The 17,640-nt window shown below is 51.3% G+C and carries 15 protein-coding genes and 1 riboswitch; of the genes, 8 read left to right on the forward strand and 7 right to left on the reverse strand.

Annotated elements, in window-relative coordinates:
* Positions 1-10: 10 nt before the first annotated feature.
* The 5 genes from ACTG33_RS04570 (at position 11) to ACTG33_RS04590 (ending at position 5,181) form a co-directional block, all read left to right on the forward strand.
* Complete coding sequence (locus tag ACTG33_RS04570) at positions 11-1,324, forward strand: sodium ion-translocating decarboxylase subunit beta (RefSeq protein WP_439134008.1); 1,314 nt, start codon at positions 11-13, stop codon at positions 1,322-1,324.
* Positions 1,325-1,488: 164 nt separating this feature from the next.
* Positions 1,489-2,142 (forward strand): ATP-dependent zinc protease family protein, encoded by a 654-nt coding sequence (locus ACTG33_RS04575; protein WP_439134009.1) that lies wholly within the window; start codon positions 1,489-1,491, stop codon positions 2,140-2,142.
* A 45-nt stretch (positions 2,143-2,187) separates the two neighbouring features.
* Positions 2,188-3,705, forward strand: a complete 1,518-nt coding sequence (locus tag ACTG33_RS04580) for a UUP1 family membrane protein (protein WP_439134010.1) — start codon at positions 2,188-2,190, stop codon at positions 3,703-3,705.
* Positions 3,705-4,664: an alpha-L-glutamate ligase-like protein gene (locus tag ACTG33_RS04585; protein ID WP_439134011.1), complete on the forward strand. Its 960-nt coding sequence runs from the start codon at positions 3,705-3,707 to the stop codon at positions 4,662-4,664. The genes ACTG33_RS04580 and ACTG33_RS04585 overlap by 1 nt, the downstream gene beginning before the upstream one ends.
* Positions 4,665-4,698: 34 nt before the next feature.
* Complete coding sequence (locus ACTG33_RS04590) at positions 4,699-5,181, forward strand: GNAT family N-acetyltransferase (RefSeq protein WP_439134012.1); 483 nt, start codon at positions 4,699-4,701, stop codon at positions 5,179-5,181.
* A 13-nt stretch (positions 5,182-5,194) separates the two neighbouring features.
* Here the strand turns inward: ACTG33_RS04590 and ACTG33_RS04595 are convergent, their stop codons facing one another.
* Positions 5,195-6,220, reverse strand: coding sequence for an AraC family transcriptional regulator (locus ACTG33_RS04595; RefSeq protein WP_439134013.1), 1,026 nt, complete (start codon positions 6,218-6,220; stop codon positions 5,195-5,197).
* Positions 6,221-6,437: 217 nt separating this feature from the next.
* Here ACTG33_RS04595 and ACTG33_RS04600 point away from each other — a divergent pair, with 217 nt between their 5' ends.
* The 3 genes from ACTG33_RS04600 to ACTG33_RS04610 all read left to right on the forward strand — a co-directional run bounded on the left by ACTG33_RS04600 (position 6,438) and on the right by ACTG33_RS04610 (position 11,061).
* Positions 6,438-7,589: an acyl-CoA dehydrogenase family protein gene (locus tag ACTG33_RS04600; RefSeq protein WP_439134014.1), complete on the forward strand. Its 1,152-nt coding sequence runs from the start codon at positions 6,438-6,440 to the stop codon at positions 7,587-7,589.
* Between the two features lie 341 nt (positions 7,590-7,930).
* Positions 7,931-8,635, forward strand: coding sequence for a crotonase/enoyl-CoA hydratase family protein (locus tag ACTG33_RS04605; RefSeq protein WP_439134015.1), 705 nt, complete (start codon positions 7,931-7,933; stop codon positions 8,633-8,635).
* 281 nt (positions 8,636-8,916) lie between these two features.
* The gene (locus tag ACTG33_RS04610) at positions 8,917-11,061 is read left to right on the forward strand and encodes a molybdopterin-dependent oxidoreductase (RefSeq protein ID WP_439134016.1); all 2,145 of its coding nucleotides are present in this window, start codon (positions 8,917-8,919) and stop codon (positions 11,059-11,061) included.
* On the opposite strand, the gene thiE is transcribed toward ACTG33_RS04610, so the two are convergent.
* From thiE to ACTG33_RS04640, 6 genes are all read right to left on the reverse strand, one after another.
* Entirely contained in the window at positions 11,055-12,566 is a 1,512-nt protein-coding gene (gene thiE / locus ACTG33_RS04615) for a thiamine phosphate synthase (RefSeq protein ID WP_439134017.1), read from the reverse strand. The two genes, ACTG33_RS04610 and thiE, sit on opposite strands and share 7 nt — an antisense overlap.
* Entirely contained in the window at positions 12,563-13,402 is an 840-nt protein-coding gene (locus ACTG33_RS04620; protein WP_439134018.1) for a thiazole synthase, read from the reverse strand. The genes thiE and ACTG33_RS04620 overlap by 4 nt, the downstream gene beginning before the upstream one ends.
* Before the next feature lie 2 nt (positions 13,403-13,404).
* Complete coding sequence (gene thiS / locus ACTG33_RS04625) at positions 13,405-13,608, reverse strand: sulfur carrier protein ThiS (RefSeq protein ID WP_439134019.1); 204 nt, start codon at positions 13,606-13,608, stop codon at positions 13,405-13,407.
* Positions 13,602-14,687 (reverse strand): glycine oxidase ThiO, encoded by a 1,086-nt coding sequence (thiO, locus tag ACTG33_RS04630; protein WP_439134020.1) that lies wholly within the window; start codon positions 14,685-14,687, stop codon positions 13,602-13,604. Before thiO ends, thiS begins: the two co-directional genes overlap by 7 nt.
* A 23-nt stretch (positions 14,688-14,710) precedes the next feature.
* Positions 14,711-16,642, reverse strand: a complete 1,932-nt coding sequence (thiC, locus tag ACTG33_RS04635) for a phosphomethylpyrimidine synthase ThiC (protein WP_439134021.1) — start codon at positions 16,640-16,642, stop codon at positions 14,711-14,713.
* Positions 16,643-16,801: 159 nt separating this feature from the next.
* Positions 16,802-16,914: riboswitch (TPP riboswitch) on the reverse strand.
* A 166-nt stretch (positions 16,915-17,080) separates the two neighbouring features.
* Positions 17,081-17,640 (reverse strand): phosphotransferase family protein (locus ACTG33_RS04640; protein WP_439134022.1); only part of this gene is annotated, 560 nt, incomplete at its 5' end.

A 17,640-nucleotide genomic window follows, 5' to 3' on the forward strand; every position in this document is an offset into this window, starting at 1 on the left:
GTGTTGATAGATGGATAACTTTATAGGACTTTGGCAGGACTCAGGATTGTACCTGATGACGTCGGGTCAATTGATCATGATTGTCGTGGGATTGCTGTTGCTATTCCTGGCCATTAATAAAAACTTTGAACCGCTGTTGCTGGTTCCGATTGGTTTTGGTGGCATCCTGGCGAATATTCCCGGGGCTGAACTGGCCTCATCGGCTGTTGAAGCGGCGCTTCATGCGGCTCACCCTGATGTTCTGGCTGCGTTTGCAGATACATTAGGTCTCAGCGCCGACAGTACGGTGGCGGCCGTTAAGGAAGCCTATAACCATGCGTCTGTGAGTTTGCATGCCCAGTTGGCGTTACAAGCTTCAGATTTCGGATATAACAACGGCATGCTGTACAACTTTTACTCAGTTGCTATTGCCTCCGGTGTGGCTCCTCTGGTGATCTTCATGGGGGTCGGTGCGATGACCGACTTTGGTCCTTTGCTGGCAAACCCCAAAACCCTGTTTTTAGGAGCCGCGGCCCAATTTGGTATCTTTGCTACCATTATGGGAGCCGTAGGAATGAGCTACCTGGGCTGGATGGACTTTTCAATTGCCGACGCTGCGGCGATTGGTATTATTGGCGGCGCCGATGGACCCACTGCAATTTACGTCTCATCTTTGCTGGCACCCGAACTTTTGGGCGCTATTGCAGTCGCAGCTTATTCCTATATGGCGCTGGTTCCTCTGATTCAGCCGCCAATTATGAAAGCGCTGACAACGGAAGAAGAACGCAAAATCACCATGACCCAATTGCGGGTTGTGTCCAAAAGGGAAAAAATTGCCTTCCCGATTGTGGTGCTGATTCTGGTGGCAATGCTGCTGCCTTCGGCGGCGCCGTTGCTGGGCATGTTCTGTTTCGGCAACCTGATGAAGGAATGTGGTGTGGTTGATCGTCTGAGTGATACGGCTCAGAACGCACTGATCAACATTACCACCATCTTTTTAGGGCTGTCTGTGGGATCAAAGCTCGCTGCAGACAAGTTTTTGGACCCCAAGACCCTGGGGATTCTGGCACTGGGTATTGTGGCCTTTGGTATTGGTACGGCGATGGGCGTATTGATGGCCAAACTGATGAACAGATTCAGCGAGCAGAAACTGAATCCTTTGATTGGTTCTGCCGGCGTTTCCGCGGTACCGATGGCCGCCAGAGTATCCAATAGGGTAGGTTTGGAGGCCAACCCACAGAACTTCCTGCTGATGCATGCCATGGGGCCGAACGTGGCGGGTGTGATTGGTTCAGCCGTAGCTGCCGGGGTGATGATCTCAATGGTTCAGTCAATGGGAGGATAACCCTTGTATAGCGTGTGGCTTTGTATCGGAGTGATTGCTCGGGCTGGAACAGGGTCACAGGATTAAGAAATAAGAGCCCTGTCGGTAACGGCAGGGTTTTTTCTTGTATTTCATATACTTATAGTGTGCCGTAGATGGCGCCTTGTAGAGGTTGAGGAGTGATGATGGCTTATAAGGTACTGGGTGTTGGAGTCGGGATGTTATTTCTGACTGGCTGTGCATCCTTTTTTAGTTCTGATGAGCAAACGACACAGCAGCTCCCTCCTGACACACTTCAATGTCCTGTTGTTGAGCCAGTGGTTTGTCCTGAGTTGCCACCGGTGCCGGAAGTGAAGCCTGAGCCCCCGAAGCCGGAGACCAAAGAGCCAGTTGTCAGTTGCCCAAAATCGGACGGGGTCAACAGTAAATACCACCGCCTGGGGCAGATAGAATATGTGGATATCATTCCGATAGGTTTGCGTCAGAAGGGCAGGATCGATACGGGCGCAGAGACGACATCTATTGATGCTCTGGATATTGTGGAGTTTGAACGCGATGGCCGTTCCTGGGTGCAGTTTTTGGTTAAAGACCGCAATACCAATGAAACGGTTGAGTTAAAGGCGCCGATTGAGCGGACTGTATTGATCAAACAGCATGGTGAAGAGGATATTCGCAGGCATGTGGTTTCTTTGACTCTGGCCATTGGCGATATGAAAGATGAAGTTGAAGTTACGCTCGCGGATCGTGAAAACTTTGAATACCCCATACTCATCGGCCGTAATTTTCTTCAGGGGCGAGCCCTGGTGGATGTGAGTCGTAAATTTTTGTCTCTGGAATAGTGTTTGTCATTAAGGCACTCGAGTATTACGTCATGGAGAAATGGCATGCTTTCATCGGCTAGACAAATTCAATTACTGGTTGGATTGCTGTGTGCAGTCGGTTTTGGTGCAGCAGCCTACAAACACTTCGCCCTTGGGTTTCCTCTTTTAGCGTCTGAAAAAGAGACTGTGTGGCAGTTGGAAGGGCGGATTGTTTTTGAACCCGGTGATGGTCCAGTAGAGGTTCGTTTAAATCTGCCCGACGATAACTCTGCCCGAAGAATTGTATCTTCGGACTATATCGCTCCCGGTTATCAGTATGAAGAAATTGAGGATAATGGGGTAGCTTTGGGACGCTGGAAGGCTGAGCAGGCGACGGGCACTCAGATTATTTATATGCGCTCTCAAAGCTACTTTGCCGATACGGAAGAGGAGGCTGAAAAACCGCTTCAGGCACCGATGAAGGTAAAGCTGGATCCAGCTCTCAAGTTAACCGCTGAATCTTTTCTGAAAGACTTTGATACAAACCTCGATGAAAAGAATGCTCTCAAACTCTTAAGACGTCTCAATCGACGGGGTGATGCTGAAGTTGATTTGTTATTGAGAAATTACTCTAGCCCTCTTAAGCGCACGCAGTTGGCAGGTCAGTTAATGACTATGTTGGGCTATTCTGTGCAGCCTGTCAGAGGGGTTTTCCTGGACGACAAGGCCCGCAGTCAGTCGATTTACAACTTCCTGGAAGTTGTTGTCGGCGATCAGAAAATACTGATGGATGCCCGGGAAAACAGCGTGATCCCCTGGGATCGTGCGTTGCTTTTGCAGAAAGGCTCAGAGCCTTTGCTGGAAGTGTTTGGTGGCAGTAATTCACGCATCACTTTTGCTACCACGAAAGTGCAGCGCGCCGCGTTCAGCTCTGCCATTGCTGCAGCCGGTCATGCTCAAAACCCTTTGATTGATTTCTCCATCTACAGTTTACCTTTGTCTGAGCAGAACACGTTTAAGCTACTGCTGGTCATGCCTCTCGGGGCTCTGGTGGTGGTGATTCTGCGAAATCTCGTGGGGATTCGCACGTCGGGTACCTTTATGCCGGTTCTGATCGCGCTGACGTTTCTGCAGACCTCGCTGTTAACGGGGCTGATGCTGTTCGTCATTGTGGTAGGGGTCGGGTTGATCATGCGCTCTTACCTCAGCTCTCTGAATCTATTGCTGGTACCCAGGATCGCATCCGTGCTGGTGTTTGTGATTATCCTGTACGCCGCGATTGGTGTTCTGAGTACCAAAATGGGCTGGCAGGGTGGCTTAAAAGTGACCTACTTCCCGATGATTATTTTGTCCTGGACCATCGAACGTATGTCGGTGTTGTGGGATGAGGCTGGGGGCCGCGATGTGATGATTGAGTGTTCGGGCAGTCTGCTGACCGCATCTTTGGCTTTCCTGTTGATGAGCAACACCTTTGTCTCAGATACAGTATTCCTGTACCCCGAGCTGTTGTTGGTTCTGCTGGGTGTCATTATCTCGATCGGTAGTTACAGCGGTTTCCGACTTTCGGATCTGCGTCGATTTGCGCCTCTGGAGCGGTATTGATGTCCTCTTTTCTGTCGAAGTTGGGCATGGCGTCCCCAAAGTTCTTGCGGGAAAAGGGGATTGTGGGAATGAATCTGCGCAATGTGCACTACATTGCCCGCAACAACCCCCGTAATCTCTATCCGAATGTGGATGATAAATACAAAACCAAGTTGCTCTGTGAAAAGCACGGTATCGCTGTCCCTGAGTTGTTGGGTGTTTGCCGTGTACAGGGGCATATCAGTGAGCTGAAAGACTTTTTAAGCAAATACCGCTGCTTTGTCATTAAGCCCTCGCAGGGCAGTGGTGGCAAAGGCATTATGGTGATCTCGGGTCGTGATGGCGAGTACTACCTGAAGCCTAATGGCAAGAAAGTCTCGCATGAGGACCTTTGCCGTCATGTCTCCAATATTCTGAGTGGACTTTTCAGTCTCGGCGGCAAACCCGATGTCGCTCTAGTTGAAGATCAAATCAAATTTACCGATGACTTTGAGGGCTTTTCCTACGAGGGTGTACCTGATATCAGGGTGATTGTGTACAAGGGGTTTCCCGTCATGGCGATGACCCGCTTGTCCACCAGCAATTCCGATGGCAAAGCCAATTTGCACCAGGGCGCGGTGGGTGTGGGTATTGATATTACCACTGGCGAAGCTCTGCGAGCCGTACAGTTTGATCGCCCCATTGAGTTACACCCTGATACCGGTAAGGCGTTATCAACACTAAAAATCCCATTCTGGAAAGATGTGATGCTGTTGGCTGCCAGAGGTTACGAGGTCAGCCAAATGGGTTATCTGGGCGTGGACGTGGTACTTGACCAGCAGCGTGGCCCATTGTTGTTGGAGCTCAACGCCCGTCCCGGGTTGGCGATTCAGATGGCTAACGGTGAAGGGTTGGCTCCCAGGCTGAATTTCGTCGATAACTCTCCCGCAAATCTGTCTCCCCAAGAGCGGGTTGATCGTATTTTGGAATACTGGAATTAATACCAGAGGCAGTATGGGGACTCACGGGCTAAACATGGATACAGAAATCAGACTGGCCGATTTTTCTCAACAAGCGGACCGACTGGCTTTGCAGTTACTTATGCAGGAATACGCTTCAGATCCCATGGGTGGAGGGCAGCCGCTTAGTTCTGACATCGTGGAGTCTCTGCCGGATAAGCTGCACCACTATCCGGGAGCTTTTTCAGTGATCGCCTGGAGCGGTGAAAAGGCAGTTGGTCTGATTAACTGTTTTGAAACTCTCTCGACTTTTAAAGCCAGGCCACTGGTTAATATCCACGATGTGATTGTCAGTAAAAGCTGTCGTGGAAAGGGTATTTCTCATCAAATGCTTGAGCGGGTCGAGGTCATCGCCAAAGACCGTGGTTGTTGCAAGCTGACGCTGGAAGTTTTACAGGGCAATGAAAGAGCCAGACAGGTTTACCTCGCCTTTGGTTTTGCAGGCTACGAATTGGATGAAGCCTTTGGTAAGGCTCTGTTTTGGGAAAAAGCTCTGTAAAACGATCCCGTTTTTACTTATCTCTCAGCCCTTTTTTATACTGACCGGGTGACAGCCCCGTCCAGCCTCTGAATGCCCGAATAAAAGAGGCCGTTTCGGTATAGCCTATCTTTTGCCCCGTTTCAGTAATGGAAACACCCTCCTGACTTAACCAGTAAATTGCTTGATCCCGTCGCAAATCATCCTTCAACTGCTGAAACTTACTGCCTTCTGCGGTTAGCTTGCGGCGCAGGGTTCTGGATGTCATGTGAAGCTGCTCGGCGATGTCTTCCAGAGTGGTGTGGTGGAAATCCTCAGTCTGTTCCAGCAGTTGTATCACTCGTTCCGTTTGAAAATCGGCAAATCGTTGCTTGCGAAACCACAGCAGAGGCACTTGCGACAAGTAGCGTTTGAGCTGATCCATATTGCGGTGTACCGGTAATTCCAGCACCTCTTTAGGCCATACCAGCGTATTGTGTGACTGATTAAACTCTCGCGGTGCCGGGAACAATAAGCGGTATTCTTCAGCGTGTTGTGGCGTAGGGTAGGCCAGTTGGACCTGTGTCAGAGGAATGACTTGTCCTATCAGCCAGGACGGGAAACGGTGCCAGATCAGCAGCAACAATTCTATGAGCACATGGTTTTGATCCAGTTCCGGTTGGTCGAGAACGATGGTGACTCGCACGTCATTTTGGGTTTCCTCCAGCTCAAAGCGAAGCGCACGGGTGATCAATCCATAAAAGCGTTGAGTCTCCTGCATGGCTTCCCGAAGGTTACTGGTGTGAATCAGGCGTTCACACAGCATGGGGAAGACACCAAAACGACAGGGCTCAGAAGCCAGTCCCAGAAATTCGTCGTCACAGTCTTTCATGATCCTGTACAACAGGCGTGCTAACTGTCTGGGCGGAAGACGGGCCCCTTGTTGTTGCAGCAGGGCGGGTGATAGCGAGGCGTAATTCAGCAGGTTTTGCTCATCCAGTCCCAGACGCAAACCGTTTTGCAGGTGTGCCCGGGCAAAGTATCCAGATACGGTATGCCGTATGTCGTGGGCTTCTTGCATGAGGTCGTGTCCGTTTCTGATAGCGAAAATGGAAAAACCGGTGGATTATAGCATTTTTATGGGGGTTTTTGACCATCCGTTGTCCGTTTATGCTAATTAAATGGCAGTATAGAACATTGCTGCTTTTGGTGTCTGGGAGGACAATGCGCTCTTTATTTAAGCCGTTTTTACGAAGTTTAAGTCACTTTTCACGAAGCCCAGAGAACGAGGCCCCACCATGACCGATGAAGCTGTGAGTAACGAAGAATTAGAATTGTTCCGCGATATGGTTTTGCGCTTTTTTGAACAAGAAGTTCACCCGTATTACGAGCAGTGGGAAAAGGATTGCATCACCCCCCGCGAGTTGTGGAATACCATGGGTCAGGCCGGTCTGTTGTGTGTGGATATGCCGGAAAAATACGGTGCAGCGGGTGCTGCGTTTGAAATCACCCAAATGATCCAGTGGGAAATGTCCCGTCTGGGCTACGGTGGTCTGGGCAGTAACTACAACATCCACGCCAATATCGTAGCGCCTTATATCTTCAACCTGGGTACTGAAGCTCAGAAAGATGAATGGTTGCCGAAACTGATTACCGGTGAAGCCGTTGGCGCCATTGCCATGACTGAACCCGGTGCGGGCAGCGATCTGGCGGGCATGCGCACAACTGCACTCCGTGATGGTGACGATTACGTCATTAATGGCTCCAAGGTCTTTATTACCAATGGTATCCACGCTGATCTGGTGGTTGTGTGTGCCAAAACCGATCCAAATGCGGGTTCCAAAGGGGTGTCGTTGTTCTTGGTAGACGCTTCTCTGCCGGGCTTCTCAAAAGGACAGAAGATCGAAAAGATCGGGCAGCATTCCAGTGATACCGCTGAATTGTTCTTTGATAATGTCCGCGTACCCGCAACCGCGTTGCTGGGTGAAGAAAACAAGGGCTTTATTCACCTGATGGATGAGCTGCCTCGCGAGCGTCTTGGTTGTGCCACTCAGGCCGTTGCTCAGGCGCAGGGTGCCTTTGATCTGGCCGTTGATTATGTGCAGGAGCGCCAGGCATTTGGTCAGTCCATTTCCCGCTTCCAAAACACCCGCTTTAAATTGGCGGACGTTAAAGCGGACATTGCTTTGAGCAAAGCGCTGCTGGATCAGAACATGGCCAAATTCAAGACACGCACCATGACTGTGGACGATGCAGCGATTTTGAAGCTCACCACCACAGAAATGCAGTTGCGCGCTGTGAATGAGTGCCTACAATTGTTTGGTGGTTACGGCTATACCACGGAATATCCTATTTCACGTTTCTACGTTGATGCCCGTATCCAGACAATTTACGCTGGAACGTCAGAAATTATGAAAGAAGTGATTTCTCGTGGTATTCTAGGACGCTGATTTACGAACAAAAGGTTGCAGCCCCCAATGAATGGGGGGTGTAATCAACAGAAGATAGGCTGCTAAGGGCGCAAGCTCGGAGAGATTAGCAAGACCTATGTGCCCGCCTCGTGCGGGCTTTTTTTTGTCTGCTACTTTTCAATATACGTCTGATGCAGTCATGAATACGTGGTTATGTCAGCAATTTGGCTGATTTGGACAATGTCTGCTGTCAGGGAGTGATCAATAATAGGTACCAGAAACTGGGCAGGTACCAGAGAACGTATAGGTATCAGAAAACGTATATATACCAGAAACACCTGAGTTCCAGGAATCAGACTCACCCATAAAGAGAGAAGAGCATGACCGATTTAGTGAAATACGAGATTGACGGTAACATCGCGACCATTACCTTCCAGAACGGCAAGGTCAACGCCATGTCGCCAGATCACATGCAGGCCATTAACGACGCCCTGGATAAGGCGGAAGAGGCCGGTGCTGTGGTCATGCTGGTAGGACAGCCCGGTATCTTCTCCGCTGGGTTCGATCTGAAAGTGTTTCAGAATGACGCGAAAGAGGGTGTTGAAATGGTGACCATGGGCTCTACGCTGTGCCGTCGCCTGCAATCTTTCCCAACCCCTGTTGTGGGAGTCTGTACCGGTCACTCCATTGCGCAAGGGTGCTTTACGCTGTTGTCCTGCGACTATCGGATTGGTGTCGATGGTCCGTTCCAGCTGGGTTTGAACGAAGTGCAGATTGGTATGACTATGCACCAGGCCGGGATTGAAATGGCCAGATTCCGTTTGACGCCTTCATTTTTCCAGCGCTCCGTGATCAATGCCGAGATGTACGATCCTGCGACAGCGGTGAGTGCGGGCTTCCTCGATAAAATTGTCCCGGCTGAAGAGTTGATGTCCGCAGCCAAGGCGGAAGCGACCCGTCTGGCGGGCTTGAATCTGGCTGCCCATAAGGCGACCAAGCTGAAAGCCCGTGCAGAACAGCTGGAAGCTCTGGATCAAGCGATTGCGACAGATCATAAATCACAAATGACGGCGTTGGGCGGCTAATCTGGCCAGCAGCCCATACAAAATAAGGCTCGCATTCGCGGGCCTTATTTTTAAGAGTTGTCTGAGTTTCAGATAAATAGCGCTATTGACTCGCGTGATAGCCCTGCATTAACGAAATAAACTTACCCGCGCCAGCTGCGTGTGCTTAGATAACTCTATACATCTGATATTTACGGCAACAATCTATCTATTACAGCTAAAAACCTATTACAGCTAAAAACGATAATTCTATTACAGCTAAAAACGATAATTAAAAGCAGCCTGTCAAAGCGGAGAGAAGCATGACTGAGCAAGCCAGTTTGCATGAAGACGTCATTACCCACCATCGTGCCTGTCATCTGTGTGAGGCCATCTGCGGCCTTGAGATCAAGACACAGGGTGAGCAAATCCTATCCATCAAGGGGGACAAAGAAGACCCTTTCAGTCGCGGCCACATATGCCCGAAAGCCACGGCCCTGCAGGATTTGCATTTTGACCCGGATCGTCTGAAGCACCCCGTCAAGCGAGTGGACGGAGAGTGGCAGCAGATCGGATGGGAGGAGGCGTTTGATACTGTTGCTGAGAACCTGGTTCGGGTACAGCAGACTGCAGGCAATAACGCTGTTGCGGTCTATTCCGGTAACCCCAATGTTCACAATTATGGCAGCATGACGCACGGCGGCCTGTTGCGAAAGGTGCTGCAAACTCAGAGTAATTATTCGGCCACGTCGCTCGATCAGTTGCCCCATCAGCTGATTTCGTACGCCATGTACGGTCACCAGTCCCTGATTCCGATTCCCGATATTGATCGTACGCAATACATGTTAATCATCGGCGGCAACCCGCTGGCGTCTAATGGCAGTATCATGACCGTGCCGGATGTCACTAAACGCCTGAAAGCAATTCAGAAGCGGGGCGGTAAATTTGTGGTGGTGGATCCTCGTCGCACGGAAACGGCCGCGATTGCCGATGACCACCATTTTATTCGCCCTGGCAGCGACGCTTTCTTGTTGATGTCGATCATCCACACTTTGTTTGAAAAGGGCTTGGTTCAAACTGGGCATTTGACGTCAGTCCTGAATGGTCTGGACGAGGTGAAGCAGGCTGCTGCTGGGTTTACCGCGGAGCTGGCCGCAGAGCAGACCGGTATTGATGCTGACGCTATTCGTCAGATGGCGCAGGATATGGCATCTGCTGAAGGTGCTGTTTGTTACGGTCGCATGGGTGTTTCGGTGCAATCGTATGGCTCCTTGTGCCAGTGGGCGATTCAGGTGATCAATATCCTGACTGGCTCTCTGGATGTGCCGGGTGGTGCGTTGGTGACGTCTCCGGCGTTTGGTTATATCAAGCCGGGAGCGACTGGCGCGGGCAGTTTTGGTCGTCGTCACAGCCGGGTCAGAGGTCTTCCGGAGTTCAGCGGTGAATTCCCGAGTTCGGTCTTGGCAGAAGAAATGTTAACGCCGGGGGAAGGGCAAGTACGGGCGTTGATTACCCGGGCTGGCAATCCGGTCTTGTCGGCGCCAAATGGCAACGAGATGGATCGGGCTTTGGAAGGTCTCGATTACATGGTTGCGGTCGATTTCTACATCAATGAAACCACTCGTCACGCGGATATTATCCTGCCTCCGACAGGGCCCCTGGAGCACGATCATTACGACATCGCGTTCCACCGGTTGGCGGTTCGCAACACCACTCGCTATAACGAGCCGGTATTTGAAGCCGCGGCGGATAGCCGTCACGACTGGGAAATTTACAACGAATTATCGGTGCGTATCGCGGCGCTGAAAGCGTTGGATTTCAAACCGTTACCGGCACCGGATCAGTTGCTTGATAAGGCTTTGCAGCATGGTCACTATGGCAAGGAAACCGGAGCAGAGCAGGCCTTGTCGCTGGATATGCTGAAGCAGTATCCACACGGTATCGATCTCGGCCCGTTGCAAGCGGACTTGACGGAACGCCTGTGCACCGAGGATGGTCGTATTCATTTGGACGTGGATTACTTGCTGGACGATGTAGAACGTTTGCGATCCAGTGCTGCGGAGACCAGGACTGATGAACTTTTATTGATTGGTCGTCGCCATGTGCGCAGCAATAATTCATGGATGCACAACTATCAAAGGTTGGTAAAAGGCAAACCTCGCTGGCAACTGCTGATGCATCCGGATGATCTGGATAAGTATCAGCTGGAAGATAATAGTTTGGTCACCATTCAGTCTCGGGTGGGAGAGGTAACCACCACGGTATCATCCAGTGATGAGGTCATGCCGGGCGTGGTGAGCTTGCCCCACGGCTGGGGGCATAAGCGCAAAGGCGTGCATATGGGGATTGCGGCAGAACAGCCTGGTGTCAGCTGTAATGATTTGACTGATGATGGTCGCTTCGATCCAGTAAGTGGTAACGCTGTACTGAACGGTGTGCCAGTTAAGGTGTTTGCCGCAGCTCAGTAACCGGATCTGGTATTAATTGTTTCGTTGAAAAGCGCCTGCAATTGTTTGACGCTTTGTTCAAAGTGATGATCGGTTCTGATGGCACTGACAACGGCCACGGAACCGACGCCACATTGCAACACGCTTTCGAGTTTTTCCTGGGTGATTCCACCAATGGCAACCAGAGGAAAATGCGGGGCTAAAATCTGACTCCAGGTTTTAAGATTCTCCAAACCTATTGTGTGCACGCTTTTGGTTTTGGTGGGAAACACTGAGCCCATGGCAATGTAGCTGGGTTTGTAATTAGCCGCTCGCAACCACTCGTATTCACTGTGTGAACTTAACCCCAACCTCAAACCACTCTGTTGAATCGTCAGCAGGTGCGCTTCATCCATATCCTCCTGTCCCAAATGAACACCATAGGCTTGATGTTCAATGGCCAGTTTCCAATGGTCATTGATAAACAGCCGAGCGTCGTATTGTCTCCCCAGTGCTACAGCTTGGCTAATGAGTGTATTCAGCGGTTCCTGCTCCAAGCCTTTGACTCGCAGTTGCAGTGTGGTGATGCCCAGTTTTAATAGTCGCTCCAGCCATTCCATCGAATCGACGATAGGATAAATGCCCAGCTGTTGCGTATCACAGCTGGCGAATGCCGGTTGCTCAAAGCCGTCGAGTGATTCAGCGACTGCGGGATAGAGGGTGAAGTCTGACGGCCAGCCACCGTTGCCCAACAAGCCTGCACCCTGACCAATGGCAAAGCCTGAACGAATGCCCTGATGGATGTAAGCGTTGGCCAGTACAACCGCATCAACCATTTGCTTTCCCACTGCAAGGAAACTGGCAATAGCCGATGCCAGGGCGCAGCCGGTTCCGCGGGTATGCGCAGAGCTCAAGCGAGGCTGTCTCAACCAAAATTGATGTTCACCGTCGTCGAAGTAATCGTAGATACCGTTGTCATTAATATGCTCTTGCCGGTGACCACCTTTGATTAAAACGGCTTGAGCCCCCAGACGACGCAATTGCACAGCGGCAGCGATAACGTCTTCATGGGTTTTGAGTGTAATACCCAGTAACTTTTCGGCTTCAGGAATATTGGGGGTGAGCAGTGAGCTTGCAGCAATCAGGGTGTGGTAGGCGTGCAGTAGTTCTTCAGATCTGAAGTCGGTTCCTGAAGTGGAGGACAGTACAGGATCTACAATCACTGCCCCGGAGATGGCGTCTGCAAAAGCCGCGGTTTTCAAGACCTGATCGGCAGAGAAGAGTAAACCTACCTTAATCACCTCAATGGGAATGTCATCCTTGAGAGAGGCCAGTTGAGCCGTAAAACTCTCTGAAGAAGTGATTTGAGTATGTGACACGGCTTGAGAGTTCTGCGCCGTCAGGCCACTGATGACACTGACTCCGTGAGCGCCTAAATCCTGTACGACACGCAGGTCACATTGATGACCCGCATGTCCACTGCTGTCTGAGGCGGAAATGGCGCAGACAACAGGTTTGGCGATTGTCGGATTCTGTTGATCCATCATGATTGATGCCAGAAAGGCTGCCCCAAGGTTGGGGTGGAAGGACTGGCTGTTTGACTCTTATGGATCAGACCCGCCAGATAGGCTTCCCGTCCGGCTTCAATGGCTTTGGCAAAGGCGTGAGCCATGCGTACCGGGTCGTTGGCTTTGGCCACGGCGGTATTCAATAAAATGCCATCGTAACCCATCTCCATCGCCTCGGCGGCTTGTGACGGAGCGCCCAGGCCCGCATCGACAATCAGCGGGGTATTGGGGAGTCGTTCGCGCAGGGTGCGAAGGTTGTAACGGTTCATCAAACCCTGCCCGGTGCCAATGGGTGCGCCCCAAGGCATCAGCACTTCGCAGCCGACATCCAGCAGTTTTTGCCCCAGTACCAGATCGTCGGTGGTGTAAGGCAAGACTTTAAATCCGCGCTTCACCAGTTCCGACGCAGCTTCCACCAGCCCGAACGGGCAGGGCTGTAAGTTGTAATCATCCCCCACAACTTCCAGTTTGAGCCAGTCGGTGTTGAAAATTTCACGACTCATCTCTGCCAGGTTAATGGCTTCTTTTGGAGTTTTACAGCCAGCGGTATTGGGCAACAAGCGGCAGCCGGAATCGCGGATGTACTGCCAGAAAGTATCTCCGTCTTGCTGGCTGCTGTCCTGCTCTCCTGAGAGAGTATTGGGGTTTTGGCGGCGCAGCGACAGGGTGACCATGCTGGTGCTGGCAGCTTCAATGCTGTCACGCATGGATTGTGGCGAAGGGTAGAGCGCTGTTCCAAGAATAAAGCGGCTGCTTAAGGTTTCACCGTAGAGGGTGAAAGGCGTATCGACAAAAGTTGAAGTGGAAAGTGGCATCTTCAGCCTCCTCCTACCGGTTTTACAATATCAAGTTTGTCTCCCTCATGGAGCGTGACTTCACTGTATTGGCTGCGAGGGACAAATTCGCCATTGATGGCCGCTGCGGCCATCTGGTTGCACATTCCCCAGTGATCCAAAGCCTGACTCAGGCTCATGGGTTCAGGGAGGGTGTGGGATTCATTGTTCAGGCTCAGAGTTAACATAAGGCATGCTCTTTGGTCATTATCTGCCCGGTAAACGCAGCAGCTTCACTCTCGAGTATTTCATTGACGATGCTTTCGACCACTGTGGGGGCCAACAGATATCCGTGACGATAAAGTCCGTTGGCTCTAAGCAAACCTTCCTGCCGTTCAATGCGCGGAAGATTGTCCATCAATGATGGCCGGAGGTTGACATCGGTTGCTGTTATTCGCGCTTCGGCAAACGCTGGATTGAGTGCATAGAGCGCGCTGGACAGCTCCAGATTGGAACGCAGACTGATGGGAGAAAGGTCTTCAGACTCGATCTCTGTGGCTCCAATAATAAACTGATGATCGGGTTTGGGCACCACATAAAGTTTGTAGCGCGGGTGCATAAAGCGCACAGGGCGCTGTAACTGTACCTCACGGGTTTGTACCCAGAGAACTTCACCGCGAACGCCTCGAACATCCTTGATATCCGGTTTGGCTCCGACCCCACGACAATCGACCACCTCGTCAAACGTAAAACGCTGGCGTGCCGTTTGAATTGTGTGGGAACTGACTGCTTGCGCGGCTGTGTGCTCGTGTGTTTGCCCGCCCAGCGAATGAATGTCCGACAACAGCTGATCCAGCAGAGCATGGTTGTCGAGATAAGCTTCAGTGCGCAGATAGAGTGCGCGATGAAAATGACTGAGGTCACTTTCAGTTTCCGCAATCTGCTTTTGATCCAGCCATCGGTAGCTTTCGTCGCCCGCATCGCCGAGGTGATGATGCAGTTTGGCGGCAAACTGGGTGAGCTGAGACGCGTCCTGAGTATGGGCAACCACCAAAGAACCGCGTTCCGAATAGGTGATCGGTTGCCGCAGTTCCTGATTCCAGGCTGGCCAGAGTTTTAATCCAGCCATGCCCATGTCGTAAATAAGGCGCTCGCTGTCGACCACCTCCGATAGGGGCGAGATCATGGCAGCAGCCGTGCGCGCAGCACCCGGGCAAGTGCTCAAAGAGCCTGCCTCGAACAGTGTCACGTCACACCCAGCCAGCAGTAAACGCCAGCTGGTCAGGCGACCTAACAGGCCGCCGCCTACAATCCCTACCTTTTTCATGGGTTTCAACTCTCTACCTAGATTTAGACTTCCTTGTAGAGCTCGCTACCTTGCTCTTTAAATTGCTTGGACATGGCAGCCATGCCTTCAGCGGCTTCTTCGGTCACATCCGCCAGTTTGCCATCGGCGTCTAACTTCGCTGAGTAGTCACGCACTTCCTGAGTGATCTTCATGGAGCAGAACTTCGGGCCACACATGGAGCAGAAGTGAGCAACTTTGGCCGAATCTTTTGGCAGGGTTTCATCGTGGAATGCACGAGCCGTATCCGGGTCGAGGCTCAGATTGAACTGATCTTCCCAGCGGAATTCAAAGCGAGCTTTCGACAGGGCATTATCACGAATTTGGGCGCCGGGCATGCCTTTGGCGAGATCGCCCGCATGGGCTGCAATTTTGTAGGTAATGATGCCTTCTTTAACGTCTTCCCGGTTAGGCAGACCCAAGTGTTCTTTGGGGGTCACGTAACACAGCATGGCGCAGCCGAACCAGCCGATCATGGCAGCACCGATGCCGGAAGAGAAGTGGTCGTATCCCGGGCTGATGTCCACGGTGAGTGGCCCCAAGGTGTAGAACGGCGCTTCGTGACAATGCTTCAGCTGCTCGTCCATGTTTTCTTTCACCATGTGCATGGGAACGTGGCCAGGGCCTTCGATCATCACCTGTACATCGTGCTTCCAGGCAATCTGAGTCAACTCGCCCAGCGTGCGAAGTTCAGAGAACTGGGCTTCGTCGTTGGCGTCTTGTAAACAACCGGGACGCAAGCCGTCACCGAGAGAGAAAGACACGTCATACGCCTTCATGATTTCGCAGATGTCTTCAAAGTGCGTGTACAGGAAGCTTTCTTTATGGTGTGCCAGACACCACTTGGCCATGATGGAGCCACCACGGGAGACGATGCCCGTCAGACGTTTGGCGGTCATGGGCACGTAACGCAGCAGTACGCCAGCGTGAATGGTGAAGTAATCGACACCTTGTTCGGCCTGCTCGATCAGTGTGTCGCGGAAGATTTCCCAAGTCAGGTCTTCGGCAACACCATCAACTTTTTCCAGCGCTTGATAGATTGGTACCGTGCCGATGGGTACAGAAGCGTTGCGCAGAATCCACTCGCGGGTTTCGTGAATGTGCTTGCCGGTCGAAAGATCCATCACCGTATCGGCGCCCCAACGGGTGCCCCACACCAGTTTTTCCACTTCTTCTTCAATGGAAGAGGTGACGGCAGAGTTACCAATGTTACCGTTAATTTTGATGTGGAAATTACGGCCAATGATCATTGGCTCCAGCTCGGGGTGGTTGATGTTGGCTGGAATAATGGCGCGACCTTCGGCCACTTCTTTACGGACAAACTCAGGCGTGATCTCCTGAACAATATTGGCGCCCCAGGTTTGACCTGGATGTTGATGTGTGACGACATCGTCCTGATTCAGTTGCGCGCGGACAATGTTCTCGCGGATGGCGATGTATTCCATTTCCGGGGTGATAATGCCTTTGCGGGCATAGTGCATCTGGCTCACATTCTGACCAGCTTTGGCGATGCGGGGCTCGTGGGAGCCGTCGAAACGCAGGTTTTCCAGGGCAATATTTTGTTCGCGAATCTGGGTGTATTTGGAACTGGGGTTTTTCAGAATTTCGGTGTCATCGCGTTCCAGAATCCAGTTCTGACGCATCTTGGGAAGACCTTTGCGCACGTCAACATCGACATTGGGGTCGGTGTAGGGGCCGGACGTGTCGTAGATGCGGATGGGTGGGTTCACTTCCAGTGAGCCGTCGGACAGATGCGTGGGATCCAGTTCGATTTCACGCATAGGCACCTGAATATCAGGACGCGAACCTTCGATATAAATCTTTTTAGAAGCTGGGAAGGGGGCTGTGGTCAGCTCTTGAACCTTTGCGGTTTCGCTGAGTTTTGAGCCTGCAGGTTTGCTTTGAATTTGATCGTTATCAATGGTGGCGCTAGTCATGGCTGTGATTCCCCTGAGTGGATTCAATGATCGTCGGGGAGCTGCCTGAGTTTGGTGCCTGGAGAAACCAGGTTGTGCTTAGGGCGGGTCTGCAACCGAATAAACGGTATAAGTGCAGATGTTTAAGATTAAGCGATACAACTCAATACTTAATCGACGCCTAGCGGACGACTTGATTCCTACGCAGGTGCTAACCTGATCAGGTACAGCGGGTTTCTTTTGATCTCAGCCTGAAATGTTGAATCAACACTCCGGCACCCCGACAAGTGAGGAGCAGGTTAACGGGGAATGCAGGACTGTGCAAGAAGAGACTGATGGAATTGCCGTGTTTTGCTTGAAAATGTTCACGAGAGGACAAGTCTTGGTAACAGGCGCCAAGGCGATGGTGATACCCAAGTTAAGTTGGTAATCACGTTAAGGGTTTACCCAGGACGGACTCTAAGTACCGTAACGCTGCAATAGCAACGTTAACCTGTTTTCACAGGGGATCAACAAGTCAGATTCTTTCAGTGCCAACCAAAGCCACTCAATAAAGCGAACCACAATACGAAAGGCTTGCAGCGCCGATAAATGCTGCTCTTCGTTGCTGTCTTTCCAGTAGGTGCTCGACAACTGGGCAGTTTCATCTTCAGAGAGTGCGTAAAATTCAACAAGTGTTGCCAATTCAAAGTAGGGCGAGTTATTACAGGCATATTCCCAGTCCAGAAAAACAAAATCATTTTTCTGCCGCAATATGTTGTCCGGATTCAAGTCATTATGACAAAGGCACTGTTCGGAATGATGTTTTAATGTGTCGGTAAGATGTTGTCGGCAACGTTGAAATAAATCATGGGAAAGTGCATTGGGCGACAGTGCGTTGTGAATATTTCTCCAGTAGTGGTCACAGTGTTGCAGTAAATCAAAATTGGCAACATCTGAATCGGTTTGGATTTGATGTAACTGATGCAATGACTGACAAAGCGATTTCAGGTTCTCCAGTGGCAGCCAAGTGCTTCCCT

This window comes from Pseudomaricurvus sp., from assembly GCF_965662505.1.
Lineage (GTDB): Bacteria > Pseudomonadota > Gammaproteobacteria > Pseudomonadales > Cellvibrionaceae > Pseudomaricurvus.